Origin of the sequence: Eubacterium sp. An3, assembly GCF_002159465.1 — a bacterium.
In the GTDB taxonomy this organism is placed as follows: Bacteria; Bacillota; Clostridia; order Lachnospirales; family Lachnospiraceae; genus Anaerobutyricum; species Anaerobutyricum stercoris.
This window is the reverse complement of sequence record NZ_NFIR01000011.1, coordinates 33,708-49,160: the sequence shown is the minus strand read 5'-3', so window position 1 is coordinate 49,160 and position 15,453 is coordinate 33,708. Positions and strand designations below refer to the sequence as shown.

Annotated in this window: 15 protein-coding genes; 2 read left to right on the top strand and 13 right to left on the bottom strand. The window is 48.1% G+C overall.

What is annotated here, in order from left to right:
- Positions 1-133: 133 nt before the first annotated feature.
- Entirely contained in the window at positions 134-1,336 is a 1,203-nt protein-coding gene (locus B5F87_RS10540; RefSeq protein ID WP_087280813.1) for a cation:proton antiporter, read from the top strand.
- 145 nt (positions 1,337-1,481) lie between these two features.
- Here the strand turns inward: B5F87_RS10540 and B5F87_RS10535 are convergent, their stop codons facing one another.
- The 13 genes from B5F87_RS10535 to B5F87_RS10475 all read right to left on the bottom strand — a co-directional run bounded on the left by B5F87_RS10535 (position 1,482) and on the right by B5F87_RS10475 (position 13,404).
- Positions 1,482-1,955: a MarR family transcriptional regulator gene (locus B5F87_RS10535; RefSeq protein WP_087280923.1), complete on the bottom strand. Its 474-nt coding sequence runs from the start codon at positions 1,953-1,955 to the stop codon at positions 1,482-1,484.
- 184 nt (positions 1,956-2,139) lie between these two features.
- Entirely contained in the window at positions 2,140-3,207 is a 1,068-nt protein-coding gene (locus B5F87_RS10530; RefSeq protein ID WP_087280811.1) for a nitronate monooxygenase, read from the bottom strand.
- Between the two features lie 17 nt (positions 3,208-3,224).
- On the bottom strand, positions 3,225-4,964 hold the full coding sequence (locus B5F87_RS10525; protein WP_087280809.1) for an acetyl-CoA carboxylase carboxyltransferase subunit alpha: 1,740 nt from the start codon (positions 4,962-4,964) through the stop codon (positions 3,225-3,227).
- Positions 4,955-6,322 carry an acetyl-CoA carboxylase biotin carboxylase subunit gene (locus B5F87_RS10520; protein WP_087280807.1) on the bottom strand — a complete coding sequence of 456 codons (1,368 nt, stop codon included), beginning with the start codon at positions 6,320-6,322 and terminating at the stop codon, positions 4,955-4,957. The genes B5F87_RS10525 and B5F87_RS10520 overlap by 10 nt, the downstream gene beginning before the upstream one ends.
- A 12-nt stretch (positions 6,323-6,334) precedes the next feature.
- Positions 6,335-6,760, bottom strand: coding sequence for a 3-hydroxyacyl-ACP dehydratase FabZ (gene fabZ / locus B5F87_RS10515; RefSeq protein WP_087280805.1), 426 nt, complete (start codon positions 6,758-6,760; stop codon positions 6,335-6,337).
- A gap of 31 nt (positions 6,761-6,791) precedes the next feature.
- The gene (accB, locus tag B5F87_RS10510) at positions 6,792-7,268 is read right to left on the bottom strand and encodes an acetyl-CoA carboxylase biotin carboxyl carrier protein (protein ID WP_087280803.1); all 477 of its coding nucleotides are present in this window, start codon (positions 7,266-7,268) and stop codon (positions 6,792-6,794) included.
- 5 nt (positions 7,269-7,273) lie between these two features.
- Positions 7,274-8,515, bottom strand: a complete 1,242-nt coding sequence (fabF, locus tag B5F87_RS10505) for a beta-ketoacyl-ACP synthase II (RefSeq protein WP_087280801.1) — start codon at positions 8,513-8,515, stop codon at positions 7,274-7,276.
- A gap of 24 nt (positions 8,516-8,539) precedes the next feature.
- A complete protein-coding gene (gene fabG / locus B5F87_RS10500; protein WP_087280921.1) occupies positions 8,540-9,280 on the bottom strand; it encodes a 3-oxoacyl-[acyl-carrier-protein] reductase in 741 nt (246 codons plus the stop codon).
- Entirely contained in the window at positions 9,280-10,215 is a 936-nt protein-coding gene (fabD, locus tag B5F87_RS10495) for an ACP S-malonyltransferase (protein ID WP_087280799.1), read from the bottom strand. The genes fabG and fabD overlap by 1 nt, the downstream gene beginning before the upstream one ends.
- Positions 10,208-11,146 (bottom strand): enoyl-[acyl-carrier-protein] reductase FabK, encoded by a 939-nt coding sequence (gene fabK / locus B5F87_RS10490; protein WP_087280796.1) that lies wholly within the window; start codon positions 11,144-11,146, stop codon positions 10,208-10,210. Before fabK ends, fabD begins: the two co-directional genes overlap by 8 nt.
- Positions 11,147-11,273: 127 nt before the next feature.
- Entirely contained in the window at positions 11,274-11,498 is a 225-nt protein-coding gene (gene acpP, locus B5F87_RS10485; RefSeq protein ID WP_087280793.1) for an acyl carrier protein, read from the bottom strand.
- 86 nt (positions 11,499-11,584) lie between these two features.
- The gene (locus B5F87_RS10480; protein WP_087280791.1) at positions 11,585-12,544 is read right to left on the bottom strand and encodes a beta-ketoacyl-ACP synthase III; all 960 of its coding nucleotides are present in this window, start codon (positions 12,542-12,544) and stop codon (positions 11,585-11,587) included.
- 341 nt (positions 12,545-12,885) lie between these two features.
- Positions 12,886-13,404 carry a EutP/PduV family microcompartment system protein gene (locus tag B5F87_RS10475; RefSeq protein ID WP_087280788.1) on the bottom strand — a complete coding sequence of 173 codons (519 nt, stop codon included), beginning with the start codon at positions 13,402-13,404 and terminating at the stop codon, positions 12,886-12,888.
- 215 nt (positions 13,405-13,619) lie between these two features.
- On the opposite strand from B5F87_RS10475, the gene B5F87_RS10470 reads away from it, so the two are divergent.
- On the top strand, positions 13,620-15,332 hold the full coding sequence (locus tag B5F87_RS10470) for a CvpA family protein (RefSeq protein ID WP_242964399.1): 1,713 nt from the start codon (positions 13,620-13,622) through the stop codon (positions 15,330-15,332).
- Positions 15,333-15,453: the final 121 nt, after the last annotated feature.

Sequence of the window (15,453 nt, the reverse complement as noted above, 5' to 3'; positions counted from 1 at the left end):
ACGGAAAAATGAATACCCCATTTTATTTGGTAAAATAGACGACATTCACTGCCTGGCTGTTGTTTATTTTTTTGCGTTTTGGCTATTCTTTTTCTATTTTATCATATTTTATAACGGAAAAGAGGAACTTAAGATGGAGTCTTACAATTTTTTACTTTTTCTCGCCATAATTCTTTTGTCAACCAAATTTCTTGGAATGGTATCCCGAAAAGTCCATATGCCTCAGGTTGTCGGCGCCCTGGTAGCAGGCATTGTCCTTGGCCCGTCGTTTCTGGGAATCATCAGCCTGGAAGGAACCACCGGTACCTTTCTTGAATGTATCGCCGAGGTGGGCGTTATTTTCCTGATGTTTTCTGCCGGACTTGGTACAGATCTTTCAGAGTTAAAGGAAAATTGGCTGGGAGCCTTTATTGTGGCAACTGTGGGCGTTATCGTTCCGGTACTCGGCGGATTTGTCGGGTACGCATTATTCTTTCATGTACCGCTCAACGAATATACAGAATGTCTGAAGGCTGTTTTTGTGGGCGTCGTACTTTCCGCAACCTCCGTCAGCATCACCGTGGAAACACTCCGTGAGCTTGGCCGTCTTAAAGGAAAAGTCGGCACAACGATTCTGGGAGCCGCCGTGATCGACGATATTTTAGGCATCATTGTCCTCACTATCGTTACCAGCCTGCAGGATTCCAGTGTACATATCAGTATTGTTCTGATAAAGATTGTTCTTTATTTTGTAATGATCGCGGCCATCGCTTTTGTGGTCTTCAAATTCCGGTGGTATCTGGAACGCTGGAATCAGCTTCGAAGAGTTGCGATTCTCGCCGTCTCTTTCTGCCTGATTCTTGCTTACATTTCAGAAACTGTATTTGGTATCGCTGATATTACCGGCGCTTATTTTGCCGGACTTATTCTGTGCAGTCTGGAAATCGGTCCATATGTCGGACGTCGTTTGGAGATCGCATCCTATTTATTCTTCTCCCCTGTGTTCTTCGCCGGTATCGGACTGAAAACTTCGCTGTCAGGCTTTAATATGGATATCTTTGCTTTTTCCATCATTTTGCTGCTGATTGCCATTTTCTCCAAAATCATCGGCTGCGGTCTGGGAGCAAGATTTTGTCATTTTACAAATAAACAATCTTTCCAGATTGGCGTGGGCATGATTTCCAGGGGTGAAGTTGCCCTGATCGTGGCACAGAAAGGATACCAGTGCGGACTGCTGGATGACACTCTATTTGCTCCGATCGTTCTCGTTGTCATCGTCACCACTTTGATCACACCAATTCTTCTCAAAATTATCATGAAGGATTCTCTGGAACCGGGTAAGCAGGCGGCGCAGTAATCGCTCTGACAGGTTCACTTTTTCAATTGAAAAAGCACTGTCCGGCAGCCTTTTTTCTCCGATGGGAGTGACTATTCCGCCATCGGAAGATAACAGTCTGCTGCGGCAGTGCTTTTTTAGTCAGTTGTCTTTCTCTTTTTCCCTGTCAACGTGCTGACACGCTGTTCTCATTTGTTTTTTCTCTGTGGGATTGGAAGAATTCCGTTAAAGTGTCAAGGCTCTTCATCCATACGCCAAGCTCCTCCGGGGTCAGACAGTTTACAAGAGCGTCCGTCATCTCCTTATGGAACTGCTTATGATGCTCATAGGCTTCCAAGCCTTTATCACGGAGATATATATTCACAACACGGCGGTCGTTCTCGCTGCGTTTTCTGGACACATATCCTTTATTTACCAGACTGTTCATGGATGTTGTCAGGGAGCCGACAGTAATATTCAGCTTCCTGGCTATATCTGTCATTCTGGCTCCGGAATCTTCTCCGATCGCCTCAATAATATGCATATCATTATTACTGATATCTCTGAACTTATCTGTAATTATTGCTTTTTCTTCCAATTCCAGTATCTCATGAAATGTATTTACTAACATTGTATTGATAGTATTTCTTATTTCATCCATGGATTTACTCCTCTGCATTTTTTCTGCTCTCATCTTCCTTTTGCCGGTATACGACATGTCTTTCTCCAGAAGAATGTCCGATATACCTTTTTACAGTCCAGATTATCTACTTGTTGTCCACAAATGTTATCCTTTTTCAGTTATGCAATGGGGTTATATCCGCCTGACCGCTCTGAACAGCTGATTATTCCTCAAAAAAACGGTAGGAGTCTATCACTTCCTTTACGGTGCCTATATGATCCGCCTCGTATGCTTTCCCTCCACAGAACAAAAGCGCCTCATCAAGCTCGCCTTTTGCAGCGTGAATCAAAGCATCCGTGATACAGTATGGAGTTGTGGCCGGATTGCAGGTATGGATACAGTTTAAGCATTTCACTGCCGGAACACGCTCGCCGCCCGCCACTCTGTCCATAAGTTTATTATGCATTGCTCTTCCAGGCATTCCCACCGGGCTTTTCACAATCTCGATATCCTTTTCCTGCGCCTGAATATAGGCGTTCTTGTATCTGATATCAGCGTCGCATTCCTCCGTAGGAACGAATCGTGACGCTACCTGTATACCGTCCACGCCAAGACTCATGGCATGTACATAATCTTCGTGACTGCGGATGCCTCCGGCAAGAACAACCGGAATCTTATGTCCGTATTTTTCTTCATACTGACGCACGATTCCCAGAATCTTTTTTACTTCCTCATCATAAAGCTCCGGAGTAAATTCCTCCAGCTGTTTGACATGGAAACCGAGGTGTCCGCCAGCCAGCGGCCCCTCGATCACCAGAAGATCGGCAGTTCGCTTATATTTTCTATCCCAGTACTTGAGAATGACCTTGGCAGATTTCTCTGTGGAAACGATCGGTGCGATAGCCACATCGCTGCCTTCGATGTAAGCCGGCAGATCTGCCGGCAGCCCTGCCCCGGACACAATAATATCCGCACCGGCTTTCACTATTTCATGGACATATTCTTCATAATAATTCATGGCAACCATGATATTAAAACCGATGATACCATCCGGCGCGATTTTTCTCGCTTTCTCCATCTCTTTATGGATAGCTCTTTTGTTGGCTTCCACAGTATTCTGATAAAAATCAGGCTCACGATATCCCGGATGAGCGGCGGAAATGATTCCCACAGCTCCTTCTCTTGCAACTGCTCCGGCGAGACCGCCCAGGCTGATCCCTACTCCCATTCCCCCTTGCAACAACGGAACCTTTACTTCTTTTTTTCCAATGGCAAATGTTTTTTTCTCCATAGACTCCCACCCCTGTGCTACATTCTTCGGAAACGAGCGTAACGGGCCTCTATTAATTCCTCTTCCGGAAGATTCATTTTTTCTTTGAGGAAAGCACAAATCATTTCGTCCAGGTGTTCACAGATTTCCAGCATAGTTTCCAGTGTATAGGTCTCCGGCTCCGGAATAATGGTTTCCACAAATCCTGCCTTATAAAGATCATAGGAGGTCAGTTTCATTGCCTTTGCCGCCTTTTCCGCCAGACTGGCATCCTTCCAAAGAATGGAAGCAAATCCCTCCGGAGACAGGATGGAATATATCGCATTCTCCAAAGCCCATACTTCATCGGCCACAGCCATGGCCAGCGCGCCGCCGCTTCCGCCTTCTCCAATTAAAACAGACAAAATCGGCGTTTTTAAATCAGACATGTGGAAGAGATTGGACGCAATTGCTTCGCCCTGGCCTCTCTCTTCTGCTTCCATGCCCGGGAAGGCACCCGGTGTATCCACAAAACAGATAATCGGACGATGGAACTTCTCCGCCTGTTTCATGAGACGCAGGGCTTTTCTGTAGCCCTCCGGCATCGGCATGCCAAAATTTCTTTCCATATTTTCCTGGGTATTTTTCCCCTTCATCTGAGCGATAACAGTGACTGGCTGTCCGTGAAACATAGCGATACCGCCGCAGATGGCGTGATCATCACCGAAATACCGGTCTCCATGGAACTCTACAAAGTTATCAAAAAGTCCGTGAATATAATCTTCTCCAACCGGTCTTCCTTTTGCTCTGGCAAGCCCCACTCTTTCCCATGCCGTCTTGTCTTTGGCATGCTCTGTGGAAACCTTGTACGGCGCTTTATATTTTCCCTGTTTCTTTACCGCATCACTGATCTCCTGCAGTTCTCTTACCGCCGTATCTCCGGAATTTCTGTGCAGGTCGAGCAGATGGCACAACTCTTCTTTCATATTCTGCCGTTCCACGATACGATCCACAAAACCATGATCCAGCAGGAATTCAGAACGCTGGAATCCTTTCGGCAGTTTCTGATGTATCGTCTGTTCAATAACACGCGGTCCGGCAAAACCGATCAGTGCCTTCGGTTCCGCCAGCACGATATCGCCGAGACTTGCGAAACTTGCCGTCACGCCTCCTGTCGTCGGATCAGTGAATACAGAAATGTATAACAGTCCTGCATCGCTGTGCCGTTTCAAAGCTGCAGATGTTTTTGCCATCTGCATGAGCGAAGTCATACCTTCCTGCATTCTGGCGCCGCCGGAGCAGGCAAAAATGACAACCGGAAGTTTTTCCTTCGTTGCCCGCTCGATGCCTCTTGTGATCTTTTCGCCCACAACAGCGCCCATGCTGGCCGTCATGAATCTTCCGTCCATGACCATGAGGACAACTTCGTTCTCCCCGATTCTGGCCTTTCCGGTCACTACCGCCTCATCCAGACCAGTCTTCTCCTGCAGGTGCTTCACTTTATCCGGATATTCCTTCATGCGAAGCGGATTTGTATTGACCAGTCCTCTGTCCCACTCTTCAAAGGAACCTTCCTCTGTGACAAGAGCGATTCTCTCATAGGCAGGCATACGAAGATAACCTCCGCATTTCGGACAGATATACAGATTATTCTTATATTCTTCTGTAAAAATACCTTTCCCGCATTTATTACATTTTTTCAGAAGCCCTTTCGGCGCCTCCGGTCTCTTTCCTTCTTCCACCTGATGGCCGGACGACCTACGGATAGAAGTCTTTTTGAACATCCTATTTAAATCCATTTACTCTCCTCCTGCATTTCTTTCAAAACATTTTCCAAATAGGAAATAGTAATATTTCCTTCCTGATAATCTTCCCGTTCCATAATGTCATACAGGAAGTCAATGTTTGTCGTAATGCCTTCAATGATAACTTCGCCCAGGGCACTGTGCATTTTCGCAATGGCCTCTTTCCGGCTCTTTGCGTATACAATCAGCTTCGCTATCATGGAATCGTAATAAGGAGAGATCGTATAACCGCTGTAAATAGCGCTATCCAGCCGGATACCTTTTCCTCCCGGCAGATACATATCTGTAATAGTTCCCGGACACGGACGGAAATTATGCTTCGGATCCTCCGCGTTGATACGGCATTCAATGGCATGACCGGTAATGTGTACATCATCCTGAGTGTAAGACAAGTGACGTCCGCTGGCAATCCTGATCTGCTCTTTTACAATATCAATACCGGTCACCCACTCAGTTACCGGATGTTCCACCTGAACACGGGTGTTCATTTCCATAAAATAAAAGGTCTCATCTTCCTCCAGAAGGAATTCAATGGTTCCGGCGTTGGTATACCCCGCTGCCTTAGCTGCCTGCACAGCTGCCTGACCCATTTTTTCCCTGAGTTCTTCACTCACTGCAGCGGAAGGCGCTTCCTCAATGACCTTCTGATGATTTCTCTGGATAGAGCAGTCTCTCTCTCCCAGATGAATCACATTGCCGTAACTGTCTGCGAGAATCTGAACTTCAATATGACGGGGATTCTCCACAAAATGTTCCAGGTACATATGATTGTCGCCAAACGCGGAAGCCGCTTCTTTCTGAGCTGTAAGGAATTCTGTGGAAAATTCTTCTTCTGAATAAGCCACGCGCATTCCTTTGCCGCCTCCGCCGAGCACTGCCTTGATAATCACGGGAAAACCGATTTCTCTGGCAATCTCCAGCGCTCTTTTATCATCGGTGAGAGGTTCCTCACATCCCGGAATGACCGGCACGCCGGCACGAATCATTGTTGTTCTCGCCTCGGCTTTATTGCCAAGTTTGGCTATGGTTTTTGAATCCGGGCCAATAAAGGTAATATTGCATGCTTCACAAAGCTCGGCAAACCGGCTGTTTTCTGACAGGAATCCATAACCGGGATGAATCGCGTCTGCACCTGATACGATGGTGGCGCTGATAATCTGTTCCATGTTCAGATAACTGTCCTTTGCCGCTGCCGGCCCAATGCAGACCGCTTCATCTGCAAGCTGTGTATGAAGTGCTTCCCGGTCTGCTTCGGAATACACTGCAACGGTCTCAATCCCCATCTCTCTGCAGGCCCGGATAATTCGAATGGCAATTTCTCCCCGGTTTGCAATTAATATTTTCCGAATCATCTTTCTCTCCTTTTATCCAATCATAAATGTAAGTTCTGCTTTTACAACGACCTTGCCGTCTACGCTGGCTGTAGCCTCTCCGATTCCCATCGGTCCTTTTACCTTGATGATCTTTGTCTCCAGACGAACCTTATCGCCAGGAGAAATCTTGCCGCGGAAACGACATTTGTTGATTCCGCCGAAATAAGCAGTTTTTCCTTTATTCTCCTCCATGGAAAGGATAGCCACCGCGCCCACCTGCGCCAGCGCTTCCACCGTCAATACGCCCGGCATCACCGGTTCCTGCGGAAAATGCCCCCTGAAAAAGTCCTCGTGAAATGTCACGCATTTATAACCGACAGCGCTGACGCCCGGTTCCATATCTTCGATATAATCCACCAGCAGAAACGGATGTCTGTGAGGAATGATCTTCTCAATTTCTTTGATTCCCAGTCTCATTTTATATTCTCCTTCTTATCCTGACGCGGTATTATCCAATCCGGAATAAAGGCTGTCCGTATTCCACAGATTCTTCATTCTGCACATAGATTTCTTTTACCACACCGTCAAACTCGCTCTCAATCTCATTCATCAGCTTCATGGCTTCTACAATACCCAGAGTCTGTCCTTTTTTCACGGTATCGCCCACTTTGACAAATGCTGGCGAATCCTCTGACGGCGCTGCATAGAAAGTACCTACCAGCGGACATTTGACAATATTTCCGCTCTGGTCGTCAGCCGACGGGGCTGCCGGAGCAGGGGCCGGGGCCGGAGCAGGCGCTGCCATCTCAGGAATCTCCACCGGCTGTCCGCCTTCACTCACTGATACTACCGGCGCTGCCACCGGAGCCTGTTTATTCTCCGGACAGCTCATGACAATCCGAATGTTGCCTTCTGTATATTCAAAATTGGTCAGTCCCGCTTCGGAGACACCTTTCACTAATTTAAGAATCTCTTCGTACTGCATTTCTCTCACTCCTCATATTTTTTAACCAGCAGGGTGGCATTGTGTCCGCCAAATCCAAGAGAATTGGAGATGGCCGTTTTAACTTCCTGATGTACCGGTCCGCCAATAACATAATCCAGATCGCATTCCTCGCCCGGCTCTGTTGTTCCCACAGTCGGATGAATATATCCTTCCTCAACAGATTTAACACAGGTAATGAGCTCTACGGCGCCGGCTGCTCCCAGCAGATGTCCGATCATAGACTTGGTGGAGCTGACCTTCAGATGATCCGCCGCATCGCCAAAAGCCCGGCGGATTGCTCTCGTCTCAAACAGATCATTATGATGTGTTCCTGTTCCGTGCGCATTGACATAATCTACCTCTTCCGGTTTCACACCGGCTTCTTCCATGGCAAGTTCCATGGCTTTCGCTGCGCCGCTTCCGTCTTCCGCCGGGGAAGTGATATGGTAAGCGTCGGAGGTTGCGCCGTAACCGGCCAGCTCTGCATATATTCTGGCGCCACGTTTTTTTGCGTGCTCCAGTTCTTCCAGAATCACAACACCTGCTCCCTCGCCGATAACAAAACCACTACGGTCTTTATCGAAAGGAATAGATGCTCTCATCGGGTCTTCCGCTGAAGACAGAGCCGTCAGATTGGTGAAACCAGCCACCGCGATCGGAGTGATGCTGCTCTCGGTTCCTCCTGCGAACATCACATCCGCATCTCCATATTGAATGGCGCGCATGGCGTCACCGATGGAATGTGTACCTGTAGCACAGGCAGTGACTACGTTGGTACATTTGCCCTTGCATCCCAGAGCGATAGATACATTTCCTGCCGCCATATTGCTGATCATCATAGGAATCAGCATCGGACTCACTCTTTTCGGTCCCTTGGTGAGAATCTTCTCATGTTCTTTTTCCATGCTGGACAGACCGCCGATGCCGGAGCCGATGATCACGCCCACACGGTACGGATCTTCCTCTTCCATCTTAAGTCCTGCATCCTCCATGGCTTCTGTGGCCGCCACGATCGCATACTGTGAGAAAGCCTCCATACGTTTGGCAGATTTGAAATCCATTCTCTCTTTTGCCACGAAGTCCTTGACTTCTGCGGCAATCTTTACTTTATAATCTGTGGTATCGAACTTTGTGATCGGGCCGATTCCCACTTTCTGCTCCTTAACTCCGTTCCAGAATTCTTCCACAGTGTTTCCAATTGGTGTAATCGCACCCATTCCGGTAATGACAACTCTTCTTTTCTCCATTTATATAACCCTTTCTTTTTTCCTTTACATCACCATTCCGCCGTCAACCAGCAATACCTGCCCGGTAATATAAGACGCCAGGTCTGACGCCAGGAATACGGCTGCGTTGGCAATATCCTCCGGTTCTGCAAAACGTGCCAGCGGAATCTGTTTCATAGCCGTTTCTTTTACATCATCCGAAAGCACATCCGTCATCTCTGTCTTAACAAAGCCCGGCGCGATGGCGTTGGCTGTGATATTTCTGGACGCCAGCTCTTTTGCGACAGACTTGGTAAGTCCGATCAGTCCTGCTTTTGACGCGCTGTAATTGGCCTGACCCGCATTGCCCGCCACGCCTGACACAGAAGTGATATTGATGATTCTTCCGTATTTCTTACGCATCATCTGGCGGCTGGCGAAACGAATACAGTTAAAACTTCCCTTTAAGTTGGTGTCAAGCACTGCGTCAAAGTCATCCTCGGACATTCCCATGATCAGTCCGTCCCGGGTGATTCCTGCATTATTGACCAGAATATCAATCTTTCCAAACGTTTTTACTACGCTTTTGATAAATTCGCTGCAGGCGTCGAAATCCGCCACATTGCAGCGGAAAATCTCTGCTTTCCCGCCTGCTTCCTCAATCTCCGCCTTCACAGCGGCTGCTTTTGCTTCATTTCCATTGTAATGTACTGCAACAGATGCTCCCGCCTTGCCGAAAGCAACGGCGATAGCTCTCCCGATTCCACCGGAAGCGCCTGTCACAACTGCAACCTTTCCCTCTAACATTAACATTCTGTCAACTCCTTAATCTTTTCTACAACGGTATGCATCTCTTCCATGCTGCCGATCTTAAACATATTTGCTTTTCTGTCAATCTTGCGCATAAAACCGGATAATGTCTTGCCCGGTCCGATCTCCACAAAAATGTCCACGCCCTCTTCCAGCATCCGGCGGACACTCTGCTCCCACATGACGGAACTTGATACCTGCGCCCGGAGCAGATCCTTCGTCTCGCTGATGTCTGTGATAACCTCTGCGTTCACGTTGGTCACATACGGGATGGCAAGAGGTTTCCAATCTACCTTTTCGAGCGTCTCGTAAAGCTCCTCGCCCGCCTCTTTCAGGAACGGAGAATGAAACGGCCCGCTGACATTTAACGGAAGTACTCTCTTGGCTCCGGCTTCTTTGAGGGCCGGTGTCACTGCCTCGATGGCGTCCTTCTTGCCGGTGATAACGATCTGTCCCGGACAGTTGTAGTTGGCCACGGAAACATTTTCTGCGGTGTCGGTCACTGCCTTCACCTGTTCTCCGGAAAGTCCGAGAACCGCTGCCATGCCGCCGGAGCCGTCCGGAACGGCGTTATGCATGAGAGTTCCTCTCTTCCAGATGGTCTTCACGGCGTCTTCATAGCTCATGCCGCCTGCCGCCACGATAGCGCAGTATTCGCCAAGGCTTAATCCCGCCGTCATATCCGGCTTCAGCCCCTGTGCCTCGATCTCCCTTGTCATGGCAAGACAGGTGGTCACCAGGGCTGCCTGTGTATAGTCGGTACGATTCAGTAAATCGTTCTCCTCAAAACAGATGGACTTGATGTCCATATCAAGTATCTTCGCACTCTCTTCATATGCGCTTTTTGCAAGAGCGCTCTGCTCATAAAAATCTTTTCCCATTCCGACAGTCTGTGCGCCCTGTCCCGGATACAGAAATGCAATCTTACTCATAAACCTTTGTCCCCTTTAACAGCTCTTCTGCCTGTGCGTTCAGGCCCTCCACGATATCCTTACAGCTTCTGATCTCTTTTACCAGCCCGGCGATCTGCCCTGCCATAACACTGCCGTTTACCACGTCGCCGTCCACAACAGCCTTTCTTAAACCGCCGAGGGTCAGATGCTCAAGCTCTTCGAGGGTTGCGCCTTCCGCTTCCATGCGGAGGTATTCCTGGGTCTGTTTGTTACGGATGCAGCGAACCGGATGTCCGGTACTTCTTCCGGTAACCTTGGTATCGATATCTTTTGCCTTTACGACTTTGTTCTTGTAATTGTCGCTGACAATGGACTCCTCGGAAGCCACAAAAATGGTTCCCATCTGCACGGCCTTGGCGCCCAGCATAAATGCTGCGGCGATTCCGCGTCCGTCGGCAATACCGCCGGCTGCGATGACCGGAATAGATACGGCGTCAACCACCTGCGGAACGAGAGCCATGGTAGTTGTCTCACCGATATGTCCGCCGGATTCCGTTCCTTCCGCGATCACAGCGTCCGCACCGGTTCTCTCCATACGTTTTGCAAGAGCAACACTTGCAACTACCGGAATAACCTTCACGCCGGCTGCCTTCCACATCTCCATGTATTTCTCCGGATTACCTGCGCCAGTGGTCACAACCGGTACTTTTTCATCCACAATAACCTGAGCAATGGCATCGGCTTCCGGATTCATTAGCATGACATTTACGCCGAAAGGCTTATCTGTCTTCTGTTTTACCTGCTGGATCTGTTCCTTTACCCAGGATGCCGGCGCTCCGCCGGATCCGATGATTCCTAAGCCCCCTGCTTCCGATACGGCGGCTGCCAGCTCGTTGGTGCCGACCCAAGCCATACCGCCCTGAATAATCGGATATTCAATTCCGAGAAGTTTTGTAATTTCCGTTTTCATAATATCTTACTCCCAATCTCTGTTCTTCCTGGCAGGCCTGATGTTTCACATCAGCCCTGCCGTTGTCTTAGTTACTTTTGTAAGTATCTGATCACTACTGATGATTCTCTTTGTAAGTATCTGATTATTACTGGTGATTCTCAATGTAGTTGATGAGATCTCCCACTGTATCAATGTTCTCCAGATCTTCTGACGGAATCTCCACGTCAAATTCCTCTTCCAGTGTCATGACCATCTCGAACAAATCCAGGGAATCGATGTTAAGGTCATTCTTGAAGGACGCATCCATGGTCACCTGCTCTTCATCAACGCCAACTTCTTCTACAATTAAATCTCTAATCTTCTCGAACATAACTTGTCCTCTCTTTCATCCTTTTTCATTCATCATTTATTGCGCTTTTATGTAATCCGGCAATGCCGGTGATTACCATTCCAAAGTTACCATTCCAGATAGAAACCGCCCCAGGTCAGCCCGGCGCCAAATCCGGCAAGTACCAGCTTCGTGCCCGGCTTCAGGATTCCCTTCCGGTTCATATCATCAAGAAGCATCGGGATACAGGCAGAAGAAATATTGCCGTTATCCATGATGTTCATCGGAAACTTGCTCTCGTCCTGCCGCAGTCTCTTGGCAATGGCGTCAATGATTCTTTTATTTGCCTGATGCAAAACAAAAAAGTCAATCTCATCTGCAGTATGACCGCTCATTTTAAGAACTTCGCGGATAACCTCCGGCACTTTTCTTACGGCAAACTTAAAAATAGCCTTGCCGTCCATGCGGTAATACTCGTCAAAAGGCACCTTATGCTTCCCATGCCCCAGACTGCACGTGAGCGCTTCTCCCATACTGCCGTCGGCATGAAGCACACACGGGATCTGAATATCTTCCGGCGCGCAGTCTGCCTTAAGTACAGCTGCACCCGCTCCGTCGCCAAAAAGAATACAGGTACCTCTGTCCGTCCAGTCCACATAGTTGGAAAGACATTCGCTTCCTATGACCAGCGCGGTCTTCACAAGTCCCGCCTTTATCTGCGCCGCGGCAGCCTGATATCCGGTTATGAATCCGCTGCAGGCGGAATTCACATCGAAAGCCGCCGCTCTCTTCGCTCCCAGCGCTTTCTGCACATCACAGGCGATGCACGGCAGACTCTGTTCTGCGGATACCGTGGAAACAATAATCAAATCAATCTCTTCCGGGGAAATACCCGCATTTTCAAGCGCCCGCTCCGCAGCCTTCGCCGCCATGCCGGCTACGGTCTCATCTGTGGCTATATGGCGGGTCCGAATCCCTGTCCGGGTCTGAATCCATTCATCGGAAGTATCTACCTTCCGGGCAATCTCAAAGTTATCGACCACCCTCTCCGGAAGAAAGGATCCCGTACCTGCAATCTTTACAAACATATCTGTTATCCTCTTTCTTTCATAGCTTAACCTGTCCGGAACATCTCTCTGTCTCTGCACAGATCCTGACTGAACCCGGAACAGTTTTTCAACCTTTGTTGCACATTACTCTTTATATTGTTTGAAGTTTGAATATTTTGATTTTCAAACTTTTTGAGTAACAATATATCACAATATTTCTCTAAGTCAAGTATTTTTAGCAGAACATGGAAATTCCAGCAAAAACCTCTATAACTAAAAAACCCTTCTTCCCCCGGCTGATAATCCGGAAGAAAAGGGTTCTTCTGCTGTCTGTGATCGGTTATATTATCTGTGAGCCGCAGGGAAATATCTCAGGATACTCACAGAAGATGATATTCGTTAAGCTTCGCCGGTTTCGCGAAAGTCTCCTCCTGAATCCGGGAGCTCACTACATCCACCGTACAGATCTCATGCTCTACCTTCAAAAAATCATGAATCTCTTCTATGCCCTCTCCCGTATAGGAGCTGGTGAAGAAAATATGCTCGCAGCCTGTCAGGCGCAGCCATTCCGCAGCCTGTTCCGGATCGGCACACCAATGATCGGTTTTGGTCACAATGCCGATGGTCTCACGGTTGCTGACCGCTGCCACATTCGGCGGATACAGAGAATACGGCTCCGTAGCGCTTAATACAATCCCAACTACGTCCGCTTCCGCAATATAGAGAGCAATGGCGTGCGCCAGATCAATATTCTCCGCATACTCTCCCGGCATATCGATCAGACAGTCATACTGGCTGACATACTGTGTCTTATGATAGGTAATCTTTTCTCCTCTGAGCGCCTGTTTCAATGTTGTCTTGCCGCACTCGCTGCGGCCGATCAATACCATTCTTCTCATTATACGTTTCCTCCCTGACCCAATACTGTCCCCGACAAACTTCAGCCTCTTTGCCGGTGCCGTCCGGCTCTTGATATATTTAATAATATAACACTTTTTTTTGAAATTGTAAAACGAAAATGTATCTTAGCCAGATTTTAACTGGACAAATAAAAAGGGAAGTATTATACTTTTTCAATACCATATTTACAGATATGCCACGAGAAAGGAGTACTATGAAAAAAGTCAAACTGAATAAATATTTTCTCATACCGCTTATTGTGATTTTGCTGGGCATTTACTATTATGTAGCACTCCCGGCCATCAATATTCACAATGCTTCTATCTGGAAGTTTATTATTGCGGTTCCGGTGATTCTTCTTATTTTATATGTTTTTCCGAAGATTCGCCTGACCGGCAGCAAAAAGAATCCGGTTAAAGTACAAAATGTGTTTGGAACAGCTGTTTTTAAAATCCTTGCAGGCATCATCCTGCTGCTGCTCATCATATACGGAGCAGGCACGCTGCTTTCTTCACCGATTATCAACGCTTCCCGTTATCAGAAGCTCATGACAGTGGAGACCGGGGAATTTTCCAGGGACATCACCCAGATATCCTATGACCAGATTCCTCTTCTGGACAGGGCATCGGCGGAGCTTCTTGGCGAGAGAAAAATGGGAAGCCTTGTGGATCTGGCATCCCAGTTTGAGGTGGCAAACCTCTATACCCAGAGCAATTATAACGATACGCCGGTCCGGATCACCCCGCTGCGATACGCCGATATCATCAAATGGTTCACAAATCATAAGGATGGTATCCCGGCCTATATTATGATCGACATGGCGACACAGGAGACAAAGCTTGTCCGGCTGGAGGAAGGCATGAAATATACGCCGTACGACCATTTCGGACGCAATCTTTACCGCCATCTCCGCTTTAAATATCCGACCTATATTTTCGACAACATCAGCTTTGAAGTGGATGATAACGGCACGCCGTACTGGATCTGCAGCACGAAGAAGTACAACATCGGCCTTTTCGGCGGACAGACCATAGGGAATGTAGTCATCTGCAACGCCATCACCGGCGAATGTACAGATTATAAAGTAGAAGATGTTCCGACGTGGGTGGACCAGGTATACCGCGCCGATCTTCTTATTGATCTTTACGATTATTACGGCACACTGAAGCATGGTTATATCAACAGCGTCATCAGCCAGAGAGACTGTCTGGTAACCACTAACGGTTACAATTACCTTGCTATCGGCGACGACGTGTGGGTTTATACCGGAGTCACTTCCATCACCAGCGACCAGTCCAACGTGGGATTTGTCCTCATGAACCAGCGTACCATGGAAACCCGCTATTATGAAGTGGAAGGCGCCATTGAAGATTCCGCCATGGCTTCCGCAGAAGGAAAGGTGCAGAACCTTGGTTATAAATCCGCCTTCCCTCTCCTGCTGAATATCGATAATGAGCCGACGTATCTGATGGCACTAAAGGACGCCGCCGGGCTGGTAAAAATGTATGCCATGGTCAACGTACAGAACTATCAGATCGTCGCTACAGGCAATTCTGTGGTAGAATGTGAAGCCGCTTATAAAAACCTTATGGCTGACAACGGCATCGAGACAAGTGAAACAGAGCCGGACAAAGGCGAGCTTAAAACCGTTACCGGCGTGATCAGCAAAATTGCGGAGAGCGTCGTGGAAGGCAACTCTCACTACTATCTGCTTCTCGATCAGTCAGATACCATCTACGATGTCAACGTAGCAGAACACATTTCCATCATCCGGTATAATACCGGGGACAGCATCACTCTGGAATACACGGAAGGCAGCGACCGCTGCAGTGTGGTCAAGATTCCGGAGGATGAAGGCGGCGCTGACACCGCAAGCGTCTCCGGGGAGGAAGACGCAGGAAACGATACCGCCGGCGCTGCCAACTAATCGCAGATTCGCCGCAGCGTAATTCTCGCGAAGCATATTCTTCCAAAGTAAAAATCAGCACCTCCATTTAACGGCGGTGCTGATTTAACGTTAATCATCAAATCTCCTTATCAATTCACCA

Bases quoted from the DNA above. Each gene is read 5' to 3' on its own strand.
- B5F87_RS10540 (WP_087280813.1), top strand. From the start codon at position 134: ATGGAGTCTTACAATTTTTTACTTTTTCTCGCCATAATTCTTTTGTCA.
- B5F87_RS10535 (WP_087280923.1), bottom strand. From the start codon at position 1,955: ATGGATGAAATAAGAAATACTATCAATACAATGTTAGTAAATACATTT.
- B5F87_RS10530 (WP_087280811.1), bottom strand. From the start codon at position 3,207: ATGGAGAAAAAAACATTTGCCATTGGAAAAAAAGAAGTAAAGGTTCCG.
- B5F87_RS10525 (WP_087280809.1), bottom strand. From the start codon at position 4,964: ATGGATTTAAATAGGATGTTCAAAAAGACTTCTATCCGTAGGTCGTCC.
- B5F87_RS10520 (WP_087280807.1), bottom strand. From the start codon at position 6,322: ATGATTCGGAAAATATTAATTGCAAACCGGGGAGAAATTGCCATTCGA.
- fabZ (WP_087280805.1), bottom strand. From the start codon at position 6,760: ATGAGACTGGGAATCAAAGAAATTGAGAAGATCATTCCTCACAGACAT.
- accB (WP_087280803.1), bottom strand. From the start codon at position 7,268: ATGCAGTACGAAGAGATTCTTAAATTAGTGAAAGGTGTCTCCGAAGCG.
- fabF (WP_087280801.1), bottom strand. From the start codon at position 8,515: ATGGAGAAAAGAAGAGTTGTCATTACCGGAATGGGTGCGATTACACCA.
- fabG (WP_087280921.1), bottom strand. From the start codon at position 9,280: ATGTTAGAGGGAAAGGTTGCAGTTGTGACAGGCGCTTCCGGTGGAATC.
- fabD (WP_087280799.1), bottom strand. From the start codon at position 10,215: ATGAGTAAGATTGCATTTCTGTATCCGGGACAGGGCGCACAGACTGTC.
- fabK (WP_087280796.1), bottom strand. From the start codon at position 11,146: ATGAAAACGGAAATTACAAAACTTCTCGGAATTGAATATCCGATTATT.
- acpP (WP_087280793.1), bottom strand. From the start codon at position 11,498: ATGTTCGAGAAGATTAGAGATTTAATTGTAGAAGAAGTTGGCGTTGAT.
- B5F87_RS10480 (WP_087280791.1), bottom strand. From the start codon at position 12,544: ATGTTTGTAAAGATTGCAGGTACGGGATCCTTTCTTCCGGAGAGGGTG.
- B5F87_RS10475 (WP_087280788.1), bottom strand. From the start codon at position 13,404: ATGAGAAGAATGGTATTGATCGGCCGCAGCGAGTGCGGCAAGACAACA.
- B5F87_RS10470 (WP_242964399.1), top strand. From the start codon at position 13,620: ATGAAAAAAGTCAAACTGAATAAATATTTTCTCATACCGCTTATTGTG.